The organism is Frigoribacterium sp. VKM Ac-1396 (assembly GCF_015350895.1).
Taxonomy (GTDB): domain Bacteria; phylum Actinomycetota; class Actinomycetes; order Actinomycetales; family Microbacteriaceae; genus Frigoribacterium.
Genome location: NZ_JADKSD010000003.1, coordinates 445,832 through 466,470, shown reverse-complemented (window position 1 = coordinate 466,470; position 20,639 = coordinate 445,832). Strand labels below are relative to the sequence as shown.

The 20,639-nt window shown below is 73.5% G+C and carries 18 protein-coding genes and 3 tRNA genes; 13 read left to right on the top strand and 8 right to left on the bottom strand.

What is annotated here, in order from left to right:
• Positions 1 to 78: 78 nt before the first annotated feature.
• Both hpt and tilS read right to left on the bottom strand, forming a co-directional pair.
• On the bottom strand, positions 79 to 630 hold the full coding sequence (hpt, locus tag ITJ55_RS14525; RefSeq protein ID WP_194596018.1) for a hypoxanthine phosphoribosyltransferase: 552 nt from the start codon (positions 628 to 630) through the stop codon (positions 79 to 81).
• Positions 631 to 674: 44 nt separating this feature from the next.
• Positions 675 to 1,667: a tRNA lysidine(34) synthetase TilS gene (gene tilS, locus ITJ55_RS14520; RefSeq protein ID WP_194596017.1), complete on the bottom strand. Its 993-nt coding sequence runs from the start codon at positions 1,665 to 1,667 to the stop codon at positions 675 to 677.
• A 70-nt stretch (positions 1,668 to 1,737) separates the two neighbouring features.
• Here tilS and ppa point away from each other — a divergent pair, with 70 nt between their 5' ends.
• On the top strand, positions 1,738 to 2,229 hold the full coding sequence (gene ppa, locus ITJ55_RS14515) for an inorganic diphosphatase (RefSeq protein ID WP_194596016.1): 492 nt from the start codon (positions 1,738 to 1,740) through the stop codon (positions 2,227 to 2,229).
• An 87-nt stretch (positions 2,230 to 2,316) separates the two neighbouring features.
• On the opposite strand, the gene ITJ55_RS14510 is transcribed toward ppa, so the two are convergent.
• On the bottom strand, positions 2,317 to 3,603 hold the full coding sequence (locus tag ITJ55_RS14510; protein WP_194596015.1) for a M23 family metallopeptidase: 1,287 nt from the start codon (positions 3,601 to 3,603) through the stop codon (positions 2,317 to 2,319).
• Between the two features lie 335 nt (positions 3,604 to 3,938).
• Here ITJ55_RS14510 and ITJ55_RS14505 point away from each other — a divergent pair.
• The 4 genes from ITJ55_RS14505 to ITJ55_RS14490 all read left to right on the top strand — a co-directional run bounded on the left by ITJ55_RS14505 (position 3,939) and on the right by ITJ55_RS14490 (position 5,906).
• Positions 3,939 to 4,014, top strand: a tRNA-Glu gene (locus tag ITJ55_RS14505).
• A gap of 79 nt (positions 4,015 to 4,093) precedes the next feature.
• Positions 4,094 to 4,170: transfer RNA gene (locus tag ITJ55_RS14500), tRNA-Asp, on the top strand.
• Between the two features lie 36 nt (positions 4,171 to 4,206).
• A tRNA-Phe gene (locus ITJ55_RS14495) sits at positions 4,207 to 4,279 on the top strand.
• A 109-nt stretch (positions 4,280 to 4,388) separates the two neighbouring features.
• On the top strand, positions 4,389 to 5,906 hold the full coding sequence (locus tag ITJ55_RS14490) for a glycosyltransferase family 39 protein (protein WP_194596014.1): 1,518 nt from the start codon (positions 4,389 to 4,391) through the stop codon (positions 5,904 to 5,906).
• A 76-nt stretch (positions 5,907 to 5,982) separates the two neighbouring features.
• Here ITJ55_RS14490 and ddaH read toward each other — a convergent pair whose 3' ends face one another.
• The gene (ddaH, locus tag ITJ55_RS14485; protein WP_370544187.1) at positions 5,983 to 6,861 is read right to left on the bottom strand and encodes a dimethylargininase; all 879 of its coding nucleotides are present in this window, start codon (positions 6,859 to 6,861) and stop codon (positions 5,983 to 5,985) included.
• A gap of 102 nt (positions 6,862 to 6,963) precedes the next feature.
• On the opposite strand from ddaH, the gene ITJ55_RS14480 reads away from it, so the two are divergent.
• Positions 6,964 to 7,401 (top strand): Lrp/AsnC family transcriptional regulator, encoded by a 438-nt coding sequence (locus ITJ55_RS14480; RefSeq protein WP_043593232.1) that lies wholly within the window; start codon positions 6,964 to 6,966, stop codon positions 7,399 to 7,401.
• Between the two features lie 27 nt (positions 7,402 to 7,428).
• Here the strand turns inward: ITJ55_RS14480 and ITJ55_RS14475 are convergent, their stop codons facing one another.
• The gene (locus ITJ55_RS14475; protein ID WP_194596013.1) at positions 7,429 to 11,019 is read right to left on the bottom strand and encodes a proline dehydrogenase family protein; all 3,591 of its coding nucleotides are present in this window, start codon (positions 11,017 to 11,019) and stop codon (positions 7,429 to 7,431) included.
• Between the two features lie 41 nt (positions 11,020 to 11,060).
• Here ITJ55_RS14475 and ITJ55_RS14470 point away from each other — a divergent pair, with 41 nt between their 5' ends.
• Positions 11,061 to 11,630, top strand: a complete 570-nt coding sequence (locus ITJ55_RS14470) for a MarR family winged helix-turn-helix transcriptional regulator (RefSeq protein ID WP_194596012.1) — start codon at positions 11,061 to 11,063, stop codon at positions 11,628 to 11,630.
• Positions 11,631 to 11,655: 25 nt separating this feature from the next.
• Here the strand turns inward: ITJ55_RS14470 and ITJ55_RS14465 are convergent, their stop codons facing one another.
• Together ITJ55_RS14465 and ITJ55_RS16580 are read right to left on the bottom strand one after the other, a co-directional pair.
• Positions 11,656 to 12,618, bottom strand: coding sequence for a DNA-3-methyladenine glycosylase (locus tag ITJ55_RS14465; protein WP_370544186.1), 963 nt, complete (start codon positions 12,616 to 12,618; stop codon positions 11,656 to 11,658).
• A gap of 29 nt (positions 12,619 to 12,647) precedes the next feature.
• Entirely contained in the window at positions 12,648 to 14,180 is a 1,533-nt protein-coding gene (locus tag ITJ55_RS16580; RefSeq protein WP_370544185.1) for a GntR family transcriptional regulator, read from the bottom strand.
• 90 nt (positions 14,181 to 14,270) lie between these two features.
• Here ITJ55_RS16580 and ITJ55_RS14450 point away from each other — a divergent pair, with 90 nt between their 5' ends.
• Together ITJ55_RS14450 and ITJ55_RS14445 are read left to right on the top strand one after the other, a co-directional pair.
• Positions 14,271 to 15,167: a rhodanese-related sulfurtransferase gene (locus tag ITJ55_RS14450; RefSeq protein WP_194596011.1), complete on the top strand. Its 897-nt coding sequence runs from the start codon at positions 14,271 to 14,273 to the stop codon at positions 15,165 to 15,167.
• Positions 15,168 to 15,226: 59 nt separating this feature from the next.
• Positions 15,227 to 15,712, top strand: coding sequence for a pyridoxamine 5'-phosphate oxidase family protein (locus ITJ55_RS14445; protein ID WP_194596010.1), 486 nt, complete (start codon positions 15,227 to 15,229; stop codon positions 15,710 to 15,712).
• Positions 15,713 to 15,766: 54 nt separating this feature from the next.
• On the opposite strand, the gene ITJ55_RS14440 is transcribed toward ITJ55_RS14445, so the two are convergent.
• Complete coding sequence (locus tag ITJ55_RS14440) at positions 15,767 to 16,435, bottom strand: hypothetical protein (RefSeq protein WP_194596009.1); 669 nt, start codon at positions 16,433 to 16,435, stop codon at positions 15,767 to 15,769.
• A gap of 143 nt (positions 16,436 to 16,578) precedes the next feature.
• Here ITJ55_RS14440 and ITJ55_RS14435 point away from each other — a divergent pair, with 143 nt between their 5' ends.
• The 4 genes from ITJ55_RS14435 (at position 16,579) to ITJ55_RS14420 (ending at position 20,628) form a co-directional block, all read left to right on the top strand.
• Positions 16,579 to 17,604, top strand: coding sequence for a 6-phosphofructokinase (locus ITJ55_RS14435; protein ID WP_056260133.1), 1,026 nt, complete (start codon positions 16,579 to 16,581; stop codon positions 17,602 to 17,604).
• Between the two features lie 112 nt (positions 17,605 to 17,716).
• Positions 17,717 to 18,217, top strand: coding sequence for an NfeD family protein (locus ITJ55_RS14430; protein WP_194596008.1), 501 nt, complete (start codon positions 17,717 to 17,719; stop codon positions 18,215 to 18,217).
• A gap of 11 nt (positions 18,218 to 18,228) precedes the next feature.
• On the top strand, positions 18,229 to 19,650 hold the full coding sequence (locus ITJ55_RS16375) for an SPFH domain-containing protein (RefSeq protein ID WP_056260137.1): 1,422 nt from the start codon (positions 18,229 to 18,231) through the stop codon (positions 19,648 to 19,650).
• A gap of 9 nt (positions 19,651 to 19,659) precedes the next feature.
• Positions 19,660 to 20,628 (top strand): MDR family oxidoreductase, encoded by a 969-nt coding sequence (locus tag ITJ55_RS14420; protein WP_194596007.1) that lies wholly within the window; start codon positions 19,660 to 19,662, stop codon positions 20,626 to 20,628.
• The last annotated feature ends 11 nt before the right edge of the window (positions 20,629 to 20,639 follow it).

Here is a 20,639-nt window from a genome sequence, read left to right as displayed (position 1 = left end):
AAAAGGGTACATCGGAGCCGCTATGCGCCGGATGGGTGTTCGCCGAGGGCTTGATCCGCCCCGCCGGGGGGCGGACCGCTAGCTGTAGACGTGGGGCGCGAGCACCCCGACGCCGCGCAGGTTGCGGTACTTCTCGTCGTAGTCGAGGCCGTAGCCGATGACGAAGTCGTTGGGGATCTCGAAGCCGACGTACCGGACGTCGACGGCGACCTTGGCGGCCGCCGGCTTGCGGAAGAGCGCGAAGATCTCGACCGAGGCCGCGCCGCGCTTCTGCAGGTTCTCGAGCAGCCACGACAGGGTCAGACCCGAGTCGATGATGTCTTCGACGATGATGACGTCGCGGCCGTGCAGGTCGCTGTCGAGGTCTTTGAGGATGCGCACGACGCCCGACGACTTGGTGCCCGAGCCGTACGACGAGACGGCCATCCAGTCCATCGAGGCGGCCAGCTTGAGCTCGCGCGAGAAGTCGGCCATGACCATGACGGCGCCCTTGAGCACGCCCACCAGCAGCGGCTCGCGGCCGGCGTAGTCGGCCTCGACCTGCCGGGCGACCTCGGCGATCTTGTCGTGGATCTGCTCTTCGGTGTAGAGCACGCTGGTCAGGTCGGCCTCGATGTCGCTGAGTTCCATGGTGGTGTCGTGCTCCTGGGGTCGTGGGGTGCCGAGGGGGGATCTCAGGAGGCGCCGGTCGCCGAGAAGTGCAGCGCGCCTCCGGTGCGTACAACTGTAATGCCCGGCAGCGACACGGCCCCCTGGCCGTGCCAGTCGGTGACGAGCCGGGCGACCTCGAGGGTCTGCGCCCGCGAGAGGGAGACGCCGAACTCGCCCTGCACCGCGAGCCGGATCAGCCGTTGCCGCAGAGCCGCGGGGTTCGCGGCGAGCCCCCGGACGTCGAGCGAGATGCCGGCCTCGGCGTGGTCGGCCAGCTCTTCGGCCAGTTCGTCGGCGAAGTGGTCGAGGGCGGCGGAGTCCTCGCGGAGGGCGTCGGCGGTCCGGGCGAGCGCCTCGGTGATGCCCGGCCCGAGCTCGCGCTCGAGCATCGGCAGGACGGTCTGCCGCAGCCGCACCCGTGTGAAGGCGGGGTCGTCGTTGTGCGGATCGGCCCACGCCTCGAGGCCGGCGTCGGAGCACGCGGCCGCCGTGGTCGCGCGACCGACGCCGAGCAGGGGTCGGGCGTAGAGGCCCGACCGCGCCTCCATGCCGCTCAGGCTGGTCGCGCCGCTGCCGCGGGTCAGGCCGAGCAGCACCGTCTCGGCCTGGTCGTCACGGGTGTGACCGAGCAACACGGTGCGGGCCCCGTGCTCGGCGGCGGTCGAGGCCAGGGCGGCGTACCGGGCCGTGCGGGCCGCGGCCTCGGGGCCTCCCTCGGTGCCGACCGACACCCGCACGTCGACGACGGGGTCGAGCCCGAGGCCACGGGCCTGCTCGGCGGCGCGGGCCGCGACGGTGCGCGAGTCGCCCTGCAGGTCGTGGTCGACGACCACCGCCCCGGCGCGAAGCCCCGCGCGGGGCGCCTCGAACGCGACGCCCGCCGCGAGCGCCAGCGAGTCGGGCCCGCCGCTGAGCGCCACCAGCACGAGGTCGCCCTCGTCGTGACCGGACAAGGAGGCGCGCACGGCACGTCGGACGTCGGCCGTCGCGGGGGTCAGGCGGGGTCTGTCGGGCATCTTGTAACGTTAGCGACACCGCCGACCCGTCGGGTCGGACCCCCAACGACGCATCGCAAGGAGCACACCCATGGCCGCGTACGACGCCGTGATCGAGATCCCCAAAGGCAGCCGCAACAAGTACGAGGTCGACCACGAGACCGGTCGCGTCTACCTCGACCGCGTCCTGTTCACCGGGTTCGTCTACCCGACCGACTACGGCTTCTTCGAGAACACCTTGGGCCTCGACGGCGACCCCGTCGACGTGCTCGTGCTGCTCGACTACCCGCTGTTCCCGGGCGTGGGCGTGAAGGTCCGCCCGGTCGGCGTCTTCAACATGACCGACGACGGCGGCAGCGACGCCAAGGTCATCGCCGTCCCCGCGAAGGACCCGCGCTGGGAGCACATCCAGGACGTCACCGACGTGCCCGAGTACCTCCGCAAAGAGATCGAGCACTTCTTCGAGCACTACAAGGACCTCGAGCCCGGCAAGTGGGTCAAGACCGAGGGCTGGGGCGACGCCGCCGAAGCCGAGGCCATCGTCGAGGCGGGCATCGTGAAGCTCGCCGACGAGGGTCACTGACCCCTCGCACCCCGGCACGACGAAGGGCCCGACACCAGGTGGTGTCGGGCCCTTCGGCGTGGGTGCGGCCCGAGGCGGGCGCGGTGGCTAGAGCTTGATGCCCCGATCGGCCATGAACGGCTGCGGGTTCTGTGCGACGCCGCCGACGCGGGTCTCGAAGTGCAGGTGGCAGCCGGTCGAGTTGCCGGTCGACCCGACGTGGCCGATCTGCTGGCCGGTGCCGACGGCCTGGCCGACGCTCACCATGATGCCGCCGTTCGGCTGGTGGCCGTACCCGGTCGTGATGCCGTTGCCGTGGTCGACGAGCACGAAGTTGCCGTAGCCGCCGTACCAGCCGGCGTAGGTGACGACGCCCGCGGTGGCCGCGTAGATGGGGGTGTTGCAACCCGCGGCGAGGTCGGTGCCGGCGTGCAGGATGTACGCGTGCGTGACGGGGTTGACCCGCATGCCGAAGCCGCTCGAGATGTTGCCGCCGGCGGGGCGGGTCCAGCCCTGGGGCGAGACGACGCCGAGCGCCGTGCCGTTGGTCGCCGCAGCGGCGGCCGCGGCGGCGGCACGCGACTCCTCGACGCCCTTCTGGTACTCGGCCTCGGTGTGGTCGACGTTCGTCTTCAGGGTCTCGAGCTGGGCCTGCAGCCGCGCCTGGTTCTCCTGCTGCGCGTCGAGAGCGTCGCTGGCGGCCTGGGCGGCGTCGTTGGCGTCGGCGAGGGCCTGCTGCGCCGTGTCGGCGAGCACGGCGAGGGCCGCCTCGGCGACGGCGGCCTGGTCCGACAGCCCCTGCGCCGTGTTGCGGTCCTGGGTGGCCTGCGCGTAGATGCCGTCGGCCTGCTCGGTGAGCTTGCTCATCGCGCCGAGCTTGTAGAGCAGCTGCCCCGCCTCGCCCGGGTCGGCGAGCAGGCTGCCGCTGACGCCGTTCGTGCCCCCCGAGCGCCCGAGCTGCGCGGCCAGCTGGCCGGCGCGCTCCTCGCTCGCGGCGGCGACCGTGTCGGCGGCGTCGGCCTGCGACTGCAGCTGTGCGGTCTTGTACTGCGCGTCGTCGTACGCGGACTGGGCTTTCTGCAGCTCGTCGCCGCGCTTCTCGGCCTCGGTGTTCTTCGCGTCGAGGTCGGACTGCATCTGCGTCAGGATGCCCTCGAGGTTGGTGATCTCGGCCTGCTTCGCGGCCTCGTCGCCCCGGGCCTTCTGCACGTCCTCCCACGACGGGTAGGTCGCGGCGCTGGCCGACGACGCCGGCAGGCCGACGACTCCGGCGGTGAGCAGCAGCGACGCGGCGGCGATCGTGACGACCACCCGGGCCAGTCGCGAGGACGGCGCGAGCGGGCCCGACGTGAGGCTCGCCAGGCGGGCTCGGCCGGGTCGGCGGGTGGTGGTCATCGAAGGGGTCCGATTCGTCGTGACGGCGTCGAGTCCGTCGTGCCGGGGGTCGCCGTGTGGTCACACGCTAACCCGGGCGGGCGGTCCCGTACAGCACCGGAAGGGCAGCGCGCACGGGCGGGCCGACCCGAGGGCGGGCCCGAACTCTCGAGAACGACTTGAAACTAGCCGTCGCGGGGACCATCCCCGGTCAATCGCGACGGAGTGGCGGGCGAGTCGCGTGACCAGAACGGGGGACGAGGAGGCGCGCCCGCCGACCCGGCGTCGCCCCGTTTTGCTTTTGGCCCCGATCATCCGTATGCTCTGTGATCGGTTGCTATGACGTCCTCGGACACGGCCCCATCGTTTAGTGGCCTAGGACACCGCCCTTTCACGGCGGCAGCACGGGTTCGAATCCCGTTGGGGTCACCAGCGCCGAGCATCATGACACCGCACCACCTGCACCAACCACAAGAGAACATCGAGTACGCTGTCTCACAGCAGCAAGTTTGGCCCTGTAGCGCAGTTGGTTAGCGCGCCGCCCTGTCACGGCGGAGGTCGCCGGTTCAAGTCCGGTCAGGGTCGCCAAGGCGAGTTCATCGCCTGGGGGCTTCGGGCCCTCACGGCTGGGTAGCTCAGTTGGTAGAGCGTTCGACTGAAAATCGAAAGGTCCACGGATCGATGCCGTGTCCAGCCACAGAAGGCCCCGCTCAGGCGGGGCCTGACTCGTTTAACAGACCTGACTCGCTTAGCGGGCCTCACTCGTTCAGGAGGGCAGCCACCACGGTTGGCCGCCGGGCGGTCGCGTGAGCATCGGTCACGACCCGGCGGTCGTCCCACCGCGCAGCCGCTGGCTCGACCCCCTGGTGGCCGGTCTCGCAGCGATGCTGCTCGGTGCGGCGGCCAGCTGGGTGCCCTCGTACTGGAGCGACGAGGCGACGACGCTGCAGGTCGCCCGGTTGCCCCTCGGTCAGCTGCTGGCCTTCGTCGACCAGCGCGACGCGGTGCACACCGTCTACTACCTGCTCATGCACTTCTGGATCGGTGCCTTCGGCGAGGCCGAGGTGGTGACGAGGTTGCCCTCGGCCGTCTTCGTCGGGGCCGGTGCCGCGGGCGTGCTCGTCCTGACGCGGATGCTGACGACGCGTCGCACGGCCCTGATCGCCGCCGCCCTCTTCGCGGTGCTGCCGCGGTTCACGCTCGAAGCCGCCGAGGCCCGGCCCTACGCCCTCTCGGCCGCCCTGGCCGTGTGGGTGACCGTCCTGCTGCTCGTCGCGTCCCGGCGACACCGTCGGCGGTGGTGGATCGGATACGGCGCCGTCCTGGCCGGCTCGATCGCCACCTTCGTGCCGCTCGGCCTGATCATCGTCGTGCACGGGGTGTTCCTGCTGCTGGCGCCGGCACAGCGCCGTCGTCGCGGAGCCCGCCACCGCCTCCTCGGTTGGTCGGTCTCGACCGGGGCCGCGCTGTTCGCGACCGCGCCGGTCATCGGGACGGTCCTGGCCGAGCGTTCGCGCCTCCTCGGCGAGGCCGACCCGTCGACGGGCGCCGACATCACGTGGTTCACGGTGCTGGTCGAGCCGTGGTTCGTCACCGGGCTGGCGTTCGCGGTCGTCTCGGCGGCGTTGCTGATCCTGCTCGGGACTCGCCTGCGCGACCGGTCGCGGACGCCCGGCAGCGTCGTCCTGCTGGGAGCGCTGTGGGTGGCCCTGCCCGCGGGGATGCTGCTCGCCCTGGGTCTCGCGCTCTCACCTGTGTTCACCTCACGGCTGGTCACGTTCTCGGCCCCGGGCATGTGCCTGCTGCTGGCCGTCGCCGTCACGGGCTTCCGCCGCCGGTGGATCAGCATCGCCCTCGTCGCCCTGCTGGTCGTCGCCTCCGCCCCGACGTACGTGCTGCAGCGCCTGCCGACCGGCAAGGGCGGCGGCAGCGACCTGTCGCAGCTCTCGAGCTACATCGAGAGCCAGGCCCGACCGGGCGACGCGTTCTTGCTCGACGCGACCGGCACGGTCTCGACCCGCCCGCGCCAGGCGATCTACGCCTACCCCGGCCGCTTCGCCGCGCTCGACGACGTAGCCTTCGTCCGCTCGGGACTGCCCTCGGGCTCGTACTCGGACGTCACGCTGCGACTCGACGACGAGGACGACGCCGCCGAACTCGCCGACCGCCTCTCGTCGGTCGACCGGCTGTGGATCGCGAGGCTGTCGGTCGACGTGCTCAGCGACGCCGACCTGCGTCAGCTGCGCGACCAGGGCTACGAGATCCGACAAGAGCACCGCACGGGTCGCAGCGTCGTCTACCTGTTCGTCCGCCCGTCGGACTGACGCCCTCGCCGGGGCTCGACGGGCCCCGGCGCCGGAGGCACGGCCCGGCCCGGGTCTGGCCGGGCCGGCCCGGGCGTCAGCGCCGCAGTTCGAGGGTGCAGCACTTGACGCCGCCGCCGCCGAGCAGCAGCTCGGAGAGGTCGACGCCGATCGGGTTGTAGCCGCGCTCGCGCAGCTGGCGCTCGAAGCCCTTCGCGCGGGCGGCGATGACGACGTTGAGGCCGTCCGAGTACGAGTTGAGCCCCAGGATGGCGGCGTCCTCCTCGCTGACGAGGATCGCGTCGGGGAACCGCGTGCGCAGGATCGCGAGCGACGCGTCGTCGAAGGCGCTCTCGAGGTAGGCGATGGTGTGCCGACCGTCGACGGGCTCGGGGTCGAGCACGGCGATCGCGGTGTCGAGGTGGTAGAAGCTCGGGTTCACCAGGGTGAGGCTGACGACCTCGCGGCCGTAGACGCGGCCGATCTCGTCGTGCGAGCTCGAGTCGCTGCGGAACCCGGTGCCGGCGAGGATCACGTCACCCACGAGCAGGAAGTCCCCCTCGCCCTCGTTGGTCTCGGCGGGCTCCGCCACCTCGAAGCCGGCCGAGGCGAACCACCGCATGTACGCCGGGCCCTCGGCCTGCCGCTCGGGGAAGGTGAAGCGCGCGCCGTAGGCGACGCCGTCGAGGACGAAGCCGCCGTTGGCCGCGTAGACCATGTCGGGGAGGCCCGGTTCGGGTTCGATGAGCTCGACGTCGAAGCCGAGGCCGACGTAGGTGTCGTAGAGCGTCTGCCACTGCTCCAGGGCCCGTGCCGTGTCGGTAGGCTGGGCCGGGTCCATCCAGGGGTTGATCTTGTAGCTGACGGTGAAGTGCTCCGGTCGGCACATCAAGACGGTGCGGTGGCTCGCCACGCGGGCGGCGTCCCGTCGGGCGGTCGCGTCGGGCAGGTCGGTGGGTTCGATCGTCAGGCTCACCGGATCAGTGTCACATCGCCGGCGCGCACGATGCCGAGCTCCGACGCACTTTTCTTGCGTATTTGTGAGCCTTCATGCAGTTTTCGGGCGTATCGTCCTCGTGTGGACAACCTCGATTACGGCATCATCGACCTGCTGCGCCAGAACGCCCGCGCCGGGTACGGCGACATCGGCGCCTCGGTCGGCCTCAGCGCCTCGGCCGTGAAGCGGCGCGTCGACCGGCTCGTGGCCGACGGGGTCATCAAGGGCTTCACCGTCCAGGTCGACCCGGCCGTCGACGGGCTCGGCACCGAGGCCTACGTCGAGCTCTTCTGCCGAGGGACGGTCTCGCCCCAAGAACTGCAGCGCATCCTCGGCACGGTCCCCGAGGTCGTCGACGCCGGCACGGTCACCGGCAGCGCCGACGCCATCGTCCACATGCGCAGCCGCGACATCCCCTCGCTCGAAGAGGCCCTCGAGCGCGTCCGCAACGCCCCGAACGTCGATCACACGCGCAGTGCCATCGTCCTGTCGAAGCTGATCAGCCGCCGCTCGGCCTGACTCCGGCGCACGCCGTCGGGCCGCGCCTCAGAGACGGAGGTCGGCCAGCGCGGGCTCGAGCCGACCGTAGCGGTGGGCCGTGATCGAGACGGACTGCTCGCGGACGAAGGTCAGCAGCTCGATGCGACCCTCTTCGGTCACCTCGCCCGACACGATCGTCACGTCGGGGCTGCCCTGCACCGCTCGGGCCAGGGCCGCCGGGTCACCGCCGACCAGGCGGATGCGCAGCCCGCGGTAGGCCCGCACCGCCTCGGGCGACGCGACGGGCCTCGAGTCGTCGACCCGCGCCTCCTCACGCGACGCGGGTTGGCCACCCGCGGCCTCGGCCAGCAGGTCGAGCACGTCGGGGCCGGCCGCGTCGGCCGCCTCGCCCTGCAGGGCCCCCGCCGCGGCGCGGGCGACGAACGACGCGTCGCTCTCGACCACGACGTCGCGCACCCGGACCGGGGACGAGGAGGCGCGCCACAGGTGCACGAGCCCGGCCGGCACCGGCACCGCCGAACTGATCGTCAGGGTCGCCCCCGCGCGTGCCCCGGCGGCCACGAGCCGGATCAGCCCGGCCGGGTCGGCACCGGCCGAGAGCCGCACGGTGACCGCGTGCGGGCGGTAGCGCAGGACGTTGCGCTCGACCACGAGACCCGAGACGTCGCGCGCCAGGCCGAACTCGGCCTCCCAGGCGTGCTGGTCGCTCTCGACGGCGGTGCGGAGCGAGTCGAACTGCTCGAACGACAGGGACGGTCGGGCGGCGTCGACCAGACGGGTCACACCCCCGGAGACGTCGTGCAGCCGCAGCGACGGACGAGGCTCGTGCGGCAGGTGACGCCACGAGCCCTGACCGACCAGGGCATGGGGGCCGACCGGCTTGAGACCCCGGCCCAGGGCGCGCCGACCCCAGCCCCCGGTCGGGCGCCGACGGACCCGGGCCCCGGTGGTCGGGCGGCCGACCACCAGGTCGCCGGCGCGCACCGTGTGCAGCCACTCGTCGACCTCGTCGACGTCGAGCGTGTGCAGGCCCGCCACGTCGCCCCCGCCCTCGGCGTTCTGCAGGGCGACGGCTTCGGCCAGCGTCTCGACCACGACGAGACCCACGACGGGTACGGCGTGCGGAGTGGAGGCGAAGGCGCCCCGGGGGTCGACGACGACGCGGACCCCGGGCGAGCACAGGGACCCCGTCTCGTCGAGCGGCCGGGGCTCGAGCAGCCACGACTCGCCGGGGCCGAGCACGGTCAGGGCGTCGAGGTCGGTGCCGGTGGGCGTGGCGCCGAGCGGGCCCACCGTGGTCGTGACGACGTCGGCCGGGCCGACGGAGACCGCCTCGAACGCCTCGCGCAGCAGTCGCCGGAACGTCGCGCCGTGGCCGACCGAACCGACGGCGATCACGAGGTCGAGTGCTCCGTGGCCGCGACCGGCGTGGTCGACGACGCTCGTCACGACGTCGGCGGCGGCGCGCTCGAGGTCGGCGGCGGGGGTGACGACGATCGAGGTGACCCCGGTCGTCCGCACGGCGAGGTCGAGCTCGGGGCGCGCCTCTCGGAGGGCCACGACGGCGTCGACCGTCGAGTGCCCCACGACCCGGTCGACCGACGGGTGGAGGAGCAGGGCACGGTCGTGGTCGGGGTCGTCGGCCTCGACGAGGGCCAGCAGCGAGTCGGGCACGCCGACGGCCCAGAGCGCCTCGGCGACGACGGCGACCGTCCGGCGGCGGGTGCGCGGCAGCCGGACCACCACCGCGCTGCCCGCCCCGAACGCGGCGAGCGTGGCCTCGACCGTGCTGGCCACGGGGGTGACGGGGTCGGGCAGCACGACGGTGAGGCGCGGCGGCCGGTGCTCGGCGGTGACGATGGTCGCGAGGTCGCGGGTCAAGCCGGCCAGCCGGTGCGCGGCGTCGACGGCGGCACCGACCTCGTGGTCGGCCTCGGACAGGGTCGCGCCCGACTCGCTGATCGACACCTCGATCAGTCGTGACCGCCGGAGCGCGAGCTCGCGTCCCGCGAGGTCGAGCAGTTCGGCCCGCGTGGCCGGTTCTTGCCGGCCCCAGGCCGCGCCCGCCTGGGAGGCGCGGGTCGTCAGGGCCTCGACGGCGTCGGCCTCGAGGGTGGGCGCCGCGTCGGCGGTGTCGACGCCGGCCGTCGACCGCCGTGCCCGACCGAGCACGCCCCGGCCCCAGCGCCGGTTGCCGTCGAGCGACGGGTCGGTGTCGGCCTCGGCGACGAAGTCGAGGACGTGGTCGGCGCCCTCGTCGAGCGGACCCGAGCGGTCACGTCGACGACGCGGGGTGGTCGTCAACTCGTCGACCGCCCCGAGGGCCCGTTCGTGCCGACGGGTCTCTCTCGCGAAGGCCGCCTCGTGGTCGACGTCGAGGGTGCTCACGAGGAACCCGGCGGGGTCGGCGAGCGCGTCGAGCCTTCCGACGAGGTGCCGCACCGCGGAGTCGAACCGGTCGGGGTCGATCACCGGCACCTGCAGGACGAGCCCGGGCAGCTCGGACCGAAGGACCTCGGCGAGGCCGGGCGTCAGCCCCGACCACAGCTCGACGTCGAGCAGGTGCTCGGTGCCGTGGCGGCGTGCGACCGTCACCGCGTGGGCCACGTCGAAGACGTCGTGCCCCGCGAGCCCGACGCGGGCGACGGCCGCGTTCTCGGGTCGGAGGGCGAAGTCGACCAGGCGGAGGTGGCTCGCGTCGGTCTCGTGCTTGGCGTCGAAGGTGACGACGGGCCAGTCGTTCAGGCGGGCGTCGACGATCTCGTCGAGCCGCGACCCGCCCTTGACCAGCCGCACCGTGATCGGGGCGCCGCCACCGTCGACGCGCGCCCGGGCCCAGTCGGTCAGCAGCCGCAGCGAGTCGAGCGCCTCGGGGACGTACGACTGCACGACGATGCCCGCCGTGTCGGACTCGTGACCCGGCCGGTCGAGGAGGCGCGTGAAGACGTCGATGGTCAGGTCGACGTCGGCGTGACGGTCGACGCCGAACGTGAGGAGGGTGCCCGAGGTCGCGGCGAGGTCGACGAGGGGCCCGAGCCTCGAGACCGCCAGGTCGCTCGTCTCGTCGAACGCCCACGGCGACGTGGGCCCCACGAGCTCGCGCACGGTCGTCGTGACGCGCTCGACGTCGGGCCGTTCGACGAGCGCCGTGGTGGCGGCGAGCCGTCGGTCGGCCTCGGCCGGGCCCGACACCGTGGGCCCCCAGGCCGTGACGTCGAGCCGGACGCCGTCGCGTCGCAGGGCGCCCAGGGCCTGCCCGAGCTTCTCGGGTGGCGCGTCGACGAGCAGGTGGCCGACCATGTGGCGGAGCGCCCGGCGGGCGACCGGCATGATCGGTCGTGGCGCGATCGGGCCGAAGCCCCCGCCGAACGAGATCGCCGCCCGCAGGTGCCAGGGCAGCAAGGCCGGGGTGCGGCGGCTCAGCGCGTCGAGGGCGGCGGCGGCCACCCGGTCGTCTTCGGGGCGCACCACGCGGTCGGCGAACCCCCGGGCGAAGTCGAGGCCCTCGGGGTCGCGCAGCACCTCGGTCAGCCGGGCGGCGGAGCCCTGCACCGGGACGGCGTGGGCGGCGTCCCACCAGCGGCGGGCTGTCTCGATGGTCTGCTGCGTGACCTCGTCGGCGTGAACATCGGACATGGCTCGAGGATATGCCGCACCACCGTCCCTACACTGGGCGAATGGCCGACGAACTCACCGACGAGGAGTGGGTCGTCTGGGACTCCTTCTACGTCATGAGACGGCGACTCGACCGCGCGCTCGAGGTGCGCCTGCAGAGCGACTCCGGGGTCTCGGCACCCGAGTACGAGATCCTCGTCGGGCTGGGTCGCAGCAGCGATCGACGCTCACGCGTCCGCGACATCGCCGAGCAGATCGGCTGGGAGAAGAGCCGGGTGAGCCACCAGGTGACGCGCATGGAGCGCCGGGGCCTCGTCCGCCGGACGGAGTGCTCGTCGGACGCCCGCGGCACGTGGGTCGAGCTCACCGCCGACGGCCGCCGGGCCATGCTCGCGGCGACCCGGGGCCACACGGCTGCGATCAAGCGCTACTTCACCGACGTGCTGGCCGGCGACGACGACGTCGTGCGTGACTTCTCGCACCGGGTGCTCGAGGCGATCGGCACCGACGCGTCGCCCGACGGGGTCGTCGGCCCGGGCACCGGCGACCGCACGAGCCGCCTCGACCAGCAGGTCGGGGCCGCCGACGTCGACGCCACCGACACCAGCGACTGCGCCCGCTCCGCCGTCTGACCGAGGTCGCGTGGGCCGAGCCCGGTCAGTGGAAGCGGTGGTCCTGGATGGTCATGCGCGGGCCGAAGCGCGGCTTCGCGAAACCGCTGCCGGTGATCAGTCGCATGACCCGTTCGCGCTGACCGCGCCACGGCTCGAGCAGCTCGAGCATGCCGTCGTCGTCGACCGGGCGGCCGATCAGCGCCCACCCCACGAGGGCGGGCAGGTGGTAGTCGCCGACGCTCGGGCTGTCGGGGTCGCCGTGGGCGCGCTGCGTCGTCTCGGCTGCCGTCCACACGCCGACCCCGGGGATCGACCGCAGGCGCCGCGAGACCTCGTCGCCCCCGCGGCCGAGCGCGAGGGTGCGCTCGAGGGCCGGGGCCACCGCACAGACCCGCATGACGGTGGCCGACCGCTGGGGGCCCACCCCCGCGCGGTGCCACTGCCAACTGGGCACGCGCCTCCAGCCCTCGGCGTCGGGCGGGGCGACGAGCCCCTCGGGCACCGGGCCGGGGGCGGGTTCGCCGTGCCGTCGGACGAGCTCGCGCCACGCACGCCAGGCCTCGACGCTCGTGACCTTCTGCTCGAGGACGGCGGGGACGAGCATCTGCAGCACCTGGTTGGTGCGGGTGAGCCGGAGGCCGGGCGAGCGGTGTCGCGCCGCCGACAGGAACGCGTTGCCCGAGACGTCGAGCCCCGACCAGTCGTCGCCCCGCCCGAGCATCTCGGGGGCGTGGCGGACGGCCCACTCGGCGCCCGGCCCCCACGCGCTGATCGCCACGGACGAGGAGGCGCGGCTCGCCGAGACGACGAGGCTCGCGACCCCCTCGGGCGTTCGCAACGCCCGCCACACGCGGTCGCCGTCGACACGGAACGTCGGGTCGCCACTGCCCCGACCCAACGGCCGGAGCGCGGCGCGCACGTCGACAGGAGCCTCTGGTCGGTAGACGTCGTCGACGCGCCGGACCGGGCGAGGGTCGGCGACGGGAGCGTGGACGGACGAGGGCACGCCGTGATGCTAACCCGGCCCGCCGACACTCACGGTTCGCTCGTGGGCGTCGCGGCGGCGGGTGCGAGCGCGTCGAGCAGCGCGGTCACGGCCCGGCCCCGGGTGCCGTCGGAGCGCGTCAGCCCCACGCGGACGCTCGTCTCGAAGGCCTGCCACGCCCCCACCGGCAACTCGAGCCCCAGGCTGATGACCGCGTGGCCGAGACGGGGCCCGACGTCGTCGAGGGTCCGCGCCAGGGCACCCGACGCCGGCACCGACGCCATGAGGCGCAGGACGCTCGACGCAGGACGCAGCGAGACCGCGGTCAGCGGACGGCCCTCGACGCGGTGGGCCCACGGTCGCACGCCCGTCAGCAGCCGGTCGACCTCGTCGGGGTCGGGGCCGCCGTCGGCCGCGGGCCGGTCGATCGACCAGGCCAGCAGGTGCGCGTAGAGCGACCGCGCGTCGTCGAGGTCGTCGGCGTCGGGCAGGGCCACCCGCGTGTACCGGTTCGCCGCGAGCAGGACCAACCCCCCGTCGCCGAGGCGTTCGAGGGCGGTGCGGATGGGCGTCCGCGAGACGCCCAGCCACGCGATGAGCTCGTCGTCGACCAGGCGTTCGCCCGGCGCGAGCACCCCGTCGAGCACGGCCCGCGAGAGGACGGCGTGGACGCCCGAGCTCAACGTGGCCCGGCCCGGCCCGATCACGGTGGCCGACGACGGGGCCGGAGCGACGGGGCCGGGCCCCGCCATCGCGACCAACCGGGCGGCGAGCCCGCCCAGCACGGTCGCGACGTCGGCCCCGATGGTGTCACCGGCGGTGTGGCCCACGGCGTCACCCGCGGTGTCACCGGCGGTGCCGCCCGCGGCGTCGCCGGAACGTGGCGCGGCGTCGAGCGGCGGAGGCGCCGAGAGGACCGCCCGCAGGTCATCGAGGGCCTCGAGCACGGCCCGGCCCGCCTCGCGGTCGAGGGCGGGCAGGTGGTGCCGCAGGACGAGGCCGGTCGTCTCGAGCCGGCGCCGCAGCAGCTCGTTCGACCCGGCGACGCCCGTCAGGCGGGACGCCACCTGCACCGCGTCGTCGACGAGCCCGGCGGCCGTCGCGCCCGCCCCTCGGCCGGCCGTCGGTCGCCCCGCTCGTCCCCCGCCGCCGAGCAGCCCACCGAGCGGCCCGTCGGGCAGCCCGTCGGGCAGGCCGTCGAGCAGCCCGTCGAGCAGCCCGTCGAGGGCCTCGGCCAGCTCGGCCCGGACGCCGGCCCCCTGGGTGGCGGAGGCGTCGACGACCGCGAGGCCGGCCAGGACGCAGCCCGTCGCCAGAATGTCGGCGGCGGCCCCGGCGCGGCGCCGCACCACCCGGGTCTCGCGCGTGGAGGCGGTCTCGACGAGCCCCAGGCCGGCGAGTCTCGCGAGGGCCACGCGGATGGGGGTCCGCGAGACGCCCAGCCAGCGTTCGAGGTCGACGTCGCGGAGGCGCTCGCCCGGTGCCAGCGAACCGTCGAGGATCGCCGCCACGAGGTGGTCGAAGACGGCGTCCTTGTGCAGTCGGCGCGGGATGGCGTGTTCGGCGGTGATGGGGACGGGCATGTCGGCCTCTCGTCGGCGTGTGTCACATGTCGCATGAAAGCATAGGGCATACATGCCCTGTGCACGGTGCCCTTCCGGTAGGCTCCCGCCGTGTCGACCCCCAAGATCGTGCTGTTCTACTCGTTCACCCCCCTGGCCGACCCCGAAGCCGTGCGGCTGTGGCAGCACACCCTCGCCGAGCGGCACGGGCTGACCGGCCGGGTGCTGCTGTCGCGGCACGGGGTCAACGGCACCCTCGGCGGCGACCTGCCCGACGTCAAGCGATGGCTGCGCGCGACCCGGGGCTACGGGCCCTTCTCGGGTCTCGACGTGAAGTGGAGCGAGGGCACGGGCCGGGACTTCCCGCGATTGTCGGTCAAGGTGCGCGACGAGTTGGTGACCTTCGGCGCCCCCGACGAGCTCGAGGTCGACGAGCACGGCGTCGTCGGGGCCGGCACCCGACTGTCGCCCACCGAACTGCACGACCTCGTCGAACGCGAGGACGTGACGTTCTTCGACGGGCGCAACGCGTTCGAGTCGCGCATCGGCCGGTTCCGCGGGGCGGTGGTGCCCGACGTCGCCACCACGCGCGAGTTCGTGGCCGAGCTCGACAGCGGCCGCTTCGACCACCTGAAGGACGAGACCGTCGTCACCTACTGCACCGGAGGCGTGCGGTGCGAGGTGCTGAGCTCGCTGATGGTCGCCCGCGGGTTCACCCGGGTGCACCAGCTCGACGGCGGCATCGCGCGTTACGGCGAGCAGTACGGCGACGACGGCCTCTGGGACGGCTCCCTGTACGTCTTCGACGGGCGTGGCTCGGTGGAGTTCAGCGACCACGCCGCCGTCCTCGGTCGGTGCGTGGCCTGCTCCGGGGCCACCAGACGCATGCAGAACTGCGTCGACCGCGACTGCCGCGAGCAGCTCGTGGTCTGCGACGCGTGCGCGTCGGAGGGCGAGGTGCCCTGCTCCGCCCACCGCGCCTCCCGGGTGGTCGCCGTCGCCGGGTGACCGTCGCCGCACGCAGCGGCCTGTGACCACGGGCACGCCCCGGGCGTAGGGTCCGCGACATGACTGAGACCAACGACAGCAGCAAGATCGGCGAGGTCCTCGACGCGGGCCGCATCGGCATCCTCACCACCCAGAGCAGCAACGGCCACCTCGTGAGCCGTCCGCTCGCCCTGGTCGACCGGGACTTCGACGGCAAGGTGTACTTCTTCACGCGCGACCCCTCCCCCAAGGTCGACGACGTCACGGCGCACCCGCAGGTGAACGTCGCCGTCGAGACCGGCAAGGGCTACCTCTCGCTGGCGGGCACGGCGTCGGTCGTGAAGGACCCCGCCCTCATCGACGAGCTGTGGACCCCCGGCGCCGAGGCGTGGTTCGACGAGGGCCGCGACGACCCGGGCGTGGCGCTGCTCGAGGTCGACGTCGACACGGCCGAGTACTGGGTCAGCAACGAGCCCAAGGCCGTCACCCTCTTCAAGTACGCCAAGGCCGCCGTGACCGGCGGGCACCCGAAGAACGTCGCCGACACCGGCACCGTCTCGCTCTAGCCGAGGAGGCGCGCGCGGGTCGTCCGGGACGGCCCGCGCGCCTGCCCCGTCGGGTCAGCCGCAGGTGACGGTCTGGCCGTCGGCGTTGACGTAGTCGCCCGGGCCGAGTTGCGCGCACGCGGTCGCGAGCTGCGAGTAGTAGCCGAGGGCCGAGACGGCCCACGCGATGCTCAGCACGATGACGACCGAGGCGACGACGACGCCGACGAGGGCCAGGGTGGCCGGTCCGCCGGCGGCCCGTGCCCGGCGGGCGGCCACGATGCCGAAGACCAGGCCGAGCGGCGCGAAGAAGACGCCGAAGACGACGGCCGCGACGGCGAGACCGCGCCCCCCGTCGTCGGAGCGGGGCGGGGACGACGACCAGTCGTCGTCCGCGGGGAAGAAGTACGAACCGAGGCCGGCGTTCTCGGCGCGGGCGTCGCTCGGTCCCACGGCGGTCGGCGCGGGGTCGGCCGTCGGCGCCCATACCTGGCGGCCGTCGGAGCCCCAGGTGGGCGAGCCCGCGGGCTGCCCGACGGGCTGCGACGGGAACGGCTGCTGCGCGGGGACGGGCTGCGGGGCCACGGGTGCGTCGAGCGGCCAGCCGTGGTCGGTCGGGGTCGCCTCGGGGTGCACCGGCCGAGGCGGGCCGAACGGGAACTCGCCGCGCTCGGGCTCGCTCGACGCGGGTCGGGCGAAGCGTGCCCACGGCGACGGCGGGCGCGCCGGCTGCTCGTTGCTCATGCAGGCGAGGGTAGTACGACCGCCTGCGCGCCCCGGCCGTGAGGCGACCGGCGTCGCGGACGGGTGCCGCGCCTCCTGGTGGTCCATGATGGGACTCGACCTCGGCCCGTCGACAGGGCCCCTCGATGCGATGGAGCCCCTCGATGCGAATCGGCATTCTCACCAGCGGCGGCGACTGCCCCGGTCTCAACGCGGTCATCCGCGGAGCCGTGCTCAAGGGCACGCAGATCCACGGACAAGAGTTCGTCGGGTTCCGCGACGGCTGGCGCGGCGTCGTCGACGGCGACGTCATGCCCCTCACCCGCAAAGAGATCCAGGGCATCGCCAAGCAGGGCGGCACGATCCTCGGCACGAGCCGCACCAACCCCTTCGAGGGCGACGGCGGCGTCGACCGCATCGCCGAGAACATGGAGCGGTTCGGCATCGACGCCATGGTCGCGATCGGCGGCGAGGGCACCCTGGCCGCCGCCAAGCGCCTGACCGACGCCGGGCTCAAGATCGTCGGCGTGCCCAAGACCGTCGACAACGACCTCGGCGCCACCGACTACACGTTCGGCTTCGACACCGCGGTGCAGATCGCGACCGACGCGATGGACCGCCTGCGGACGACCGGCGACTCGCACAGCCGGTGCATGGTCGCCGAGGTCATGGGCCGCCACGTGGGCTGGATCGCCCTGCACTCGGGGATGGCCGCGGGCGCCCACGCCATCCTCATCCCCGAGCAGGCGACCAGCATGGACCAGATCGTCGAGTGGGTGCAGTCCGCCTACGACCGCGGGCGCGCCCCGCTCGTCGTCGTGGCCGAGGGCTTCGTGCCCGACCACGAGAGCGACGTGCACTCCGAGCGCGGCCTGGACGCGTTCGGGCGACCGCGACTCGGCGGCATCGGCGAGCGCCTCGCCCCCGTCATCGAGGAGCGCACCGGCATCGAGACCCGCGCCACGACGCTGGGCCACATCCAGCGCGGCGGCACGCCCACCTCGTACGACCGCGTACTCGCGACCCGCCTCGGCATGGCCGCGAGCGACGCGGTCGTCGAGGGGCGCTGGGGCCGCATGGTCGCCCTGCGCGGCACCGAGATCGTGCACGTGTCGTTCGAGGAGGCGCTCGACAGCCTCAAGGTCGTGCCGCAGAACCGCTACGACGAGGCCGCGATCCTCTTCGGGTGAGGCGGGGGCCGGGGGCCCGACGACTCGTCCCCAGGCCCGGCGACCCCCTGACCGCTCCCGGGTCCGTCGCGCAGCCGATGTGCTCGCGGCCGGACTCTGACAGTCTCGACGCATGATCACGTTCATCGTGGTGGGGGCGATCGGGCTCCTGCTCCTGCTCGTCAGCATCGTCGTGGGCGACCTGCTCGACGTGTTCGACGTCGGTGACGGGCTCGTGTCGGGCGTCGCCCTGGGCGCGGCCCTGGCCATCTTCGGGCTCGCGGGCGTCGTCACGTCGCAGACCGACCTCGCGCCGGGCTGGACGTACGCCGTCGAGGTCGGCATGGCGCTCGTCGCTTTGGTGCTGATCCAGCTCGTCGTGCGTCGGGTGACCCGTCGCGAGAGCGGTGGCCACTGGTCGCCGGTCGGCTTCGTCGGCGTCACGACCGAGGCCACCGGCCCCGGCGGGGGCGAGGTGCGCCTCGACGGCGTCCGCGAACTCGAGCGCCGACTGGCCACCAGCGCCGAGCGCATCGAGCGCGGCGTCCGGGTCCGCGTGGTGGCCGAGAACGGCCCGCGGGTCGAGGTCGCGCCGCTCGGCGACCCGGCACCCGCTGATCCCCAGACCAACTGAAAGGAAGCCCCGTGGACTTCATCTCCTCCAACGTCAGCGTCGTCGCCATCGTCGTCGCCGTCGTCATCGTGCTCGCCCTGCTGTCGTTCGTCGCCAGCCGGGTCCGCCGCGTCCCGCCGAACGAGGCGCTCATCGTCGTCGGCCGTGGTGCCGAACGCTCCGAGGGCGGCGGCATCTCGAGCCCCCAGAAGGTCATCATCGGTGGCCGCACGTTCGTCTGGCCGATCTTCCAAGAGGGGTTCAAGCTCTCGCTCGAGCAGTACCAGACCCCGGTCGAGGTGCAGGCGATCGACGCCAACTACATCCGCACCGCGGTCAAGGCGACGGTCAACTTCAAGGTCACCGGCACCGAGGACGGCGTCCGCCGCGCGGCCCAGCGCTACCTGCTGCAGCAGCAGCAGCTGCCCGTCATCGTTCAGCAGTCGCTCGAGGGCTCGATCCGCGGCCTGATCGGTGGGCAGCCGGTCGACGACCTGGTGAAGAACTTCTCGCGGCTCGCGGCCGACGCGGTCAACGAGACCAAGGGCGAGCTCGCCGAACTCGGCCTCCAGATCGAGACCATGAACATCCGCGAGATCGAGACGCCCGGCAGCACCTACCTCGCCGACCGCGGTCGGGCCGAGGCCGCCGTCGCGAAGCAGAACGCCGACGTCGCCGAGGCCGAGGCCGAGCGCATCGCCGCCCTGGCCCGCATCGGCAACACGCAGCAGACGGCCGAGCGCCAGCTGCAGCTCGACGTCCGCCAGGCGCAGATCAAGGCCGAGACCGACCGGGCCCAGGCCGAGGCCGCCGCGGCGGGCGAGCTCGCCCGGGCCATGCAAGACAAGCTCGTCGCCGAGCAAGAGAGCATCGCCGTCGCCGAGCAGGCCAAGGTCAACCAAGAACGCCTGAACATCGAGGTCCGTCAGCCGGCCGAGGCCGCGGCCTACGCGTCGGTGCAGAACGCCGAGGCCGAGCGCGACGCCGCCAACGCCGCCGTCGAGGCCGAGGCCTTCCGTCGCACGCAGCTCGCCGACGCCGCCCGCAACGCGGCCGAGAACGAGGCGGCCGCCGTCGAGGCGGCCGGTCGCGCCGAGGCCGCCGCCATCAAGGCCAAGGGTCTGGCCGAGGCCGAGGCCGTCGACGCCCTGGCCGAGGCCCAGGGCAAGTTCGGGCAGGCCGCCCTCGCCTCGCAGGTGATCTCGCGCCTGCCCGAGATCGCTCGCGAGATGGCGGCCCCGATGGGCAACATCGACGCCCTCACGGTCGTCTCGACCGACGGCGCGAACGAACTGACGAAGTCGGTGGCCAACAACATGACGCAGCTGCAAGACGTCGTGAAGGCCACGACCGGGCTCGACCTGGTCAGCGCGCTCGGCGGGTTCCTCGGTGCCCGCACCGGGTCCGCCGACGGCGTCCCGGCCTCGCGCCCCCGCACCACCGAGGGCGCGTAGCCTCCAGCCATGCGTGCCGTCGTCGTCGAGCAGGGCCGGGGCCCGGCCCTGCTCGACCGTCCTGAGCCCGAACCCCACGACGGCGAGGTCCTCGTCGAGGTCCTCTGGTCGGGGGTGAACTACAAAGACGGCCTCGCCCTGCGCGGCGACCCCGGGGTGGCCAAGATCGACCCCCTCGTCCCGGGCATCGACGTGGTGGGGCGCGTCGTCGCGGCCTCCGGTGAGGTCGCGCAGGGTGACCTCGTCGTCGTCAACGGGGCGGGGCTCGGCGAGACCCGTGACGGTGGTTACGCCGATCGCGTCGTCGTGGCCTCGGAGTCGCTCGTGGTGCTGCCCGAGAACATCTCGCCCCGCCGGGCGGCAGCCGTCGGCACGGCGGGCTTCACGGCGATGCTCAGCGTGCTGCGACTCGAACGCGACGTGGCACCCGGCGACGGCGAGATCGTCGTCACGGGGGCGGCGGGGGGCGTCGGCTCGGTGGCCGTCATGCTGCTGAGCCGTTTGGGCTACTCGGTGACGGCCTCGTCGGGCAGGCTCGAGACCGAGTCCGACTACCTGCGGTCGCTCGGGGCGACGTCGGTGATCGACCGCGCCGAGCTCGCGAGCGAGGGGCGACCCCTCCAACGGGCGCGATGGGCGGGGGCGATCGACGGCGTCGGCAGCAGCACCCTCGCCACCCTCCTCGCCCAGACCTCGTGGGGCGGCGTCGTCACGGCGTGCGGCCTGGCCCAGGGGTCCGACCTGCCGACGACGGTGCTGCCGTTCATCCTGCGGGGCGTGACGCTGGCCGGCGTGAACTCGGTGGACGCGCCTCCTGCCCTCCGGCGCACGGCCTGGCGGCGCCTGGCCGCCGACCTCGACCTCGACCTGCTCGACACCGCGACGACCGAGGTCGACCTGGCCGACGTCGTCGACGCCGGTCGCCGGGTGCTCGCCGGCGAGACCCGCGGGCGCACCGTCGTCAGGGTCGGTGCCTGACCCGTTGCTCC

Bases quoted from the DNA above. Each gene is read 5' to 3' on its own strand.
- ITJ55_RS14470 (WP_194596012.1), top strand. From the start codon at position 11,061: ATGGCCGACGAACTCACCGACGAGGAGTGGGTCGTCTGGGACTCCTTC.
- tilS (WP_194596017.1), bottom strand. From the start codon at position 1,667: ATGCCCGACAGACCCCGCCTGACCCCCGCGACGGCCGACGTCCGACGT.
- ITJ55_RS16580 (WP_370544185.1), bottom strand. From the start codon at position 14,180: ATGCCCGTCCCCATCACCGCCGAACACGCCATCCCGCGCCGACTGCAC.
- ITJ55_RS14440 (WP_194596009.1), bottom strand. From the start codon at position 16,435: ATGAGCAACGAGCAGCCGGCGCGCCCGCCGTCGCCGTGGGCACGCTTC.
- ITJ55_RS14510 (WP_194596015.1), bottom strand. From the start codon at position 3,603: ATGACCACCACCCGCCGACCCGGCCGAGCCCGCCTGGCGAGCCTCACG.
- ITJ55_RS14430 (WP_194596008.1), top strand. From the start codon at position 17,717: ATGATCACGTTCATCGTGGTGGGGGCGATCGGGCTCCTGCTCCTGCTC.
- ppa (WP_194596016.1), top strand. From the start codon at position 1,738: ATGGCCGCGTACGACGCCGTGATCGAGATCCCCAAAGGCAGCCGCAAC.
- hpt (WP_194596018.1), bottom strand. From the start codon at position 630: ATGGAACTCAGCGACATCGAGGCCGACCTGACCAGCGTGCTCTACACC.
- ITJ55_RS14420 (WP_194596007.1), top strand. From the start codon at position 19,660: ATGCGTGCCGTCGTCGTCGAGCAGGGCCGGGGCCCGGCCCTGCTCGAC.
- ITJ55_RS14445 (WP_194596010.1), top strand. From the start codon at position 15,227: ATGACTGAGACCAACGACAGCAGCAAGATCGGCGAGGTCCTCGACGCG.
- ITJ55_RS14475 (WP_194596013.1), bottom strand. From the start codon at position 11,019: ATGTCCGATGTTCACGCCGACGAGGTCACGCAGCAGACCATCGAGACA.
- ITJ55_RS14435 (WP_056260133.1), top strand. From the start codon at position 16,579: ATGCGAATCGGCATTCTCACCAGCGGCGGCGACTGCCCCGGTCTCAAC.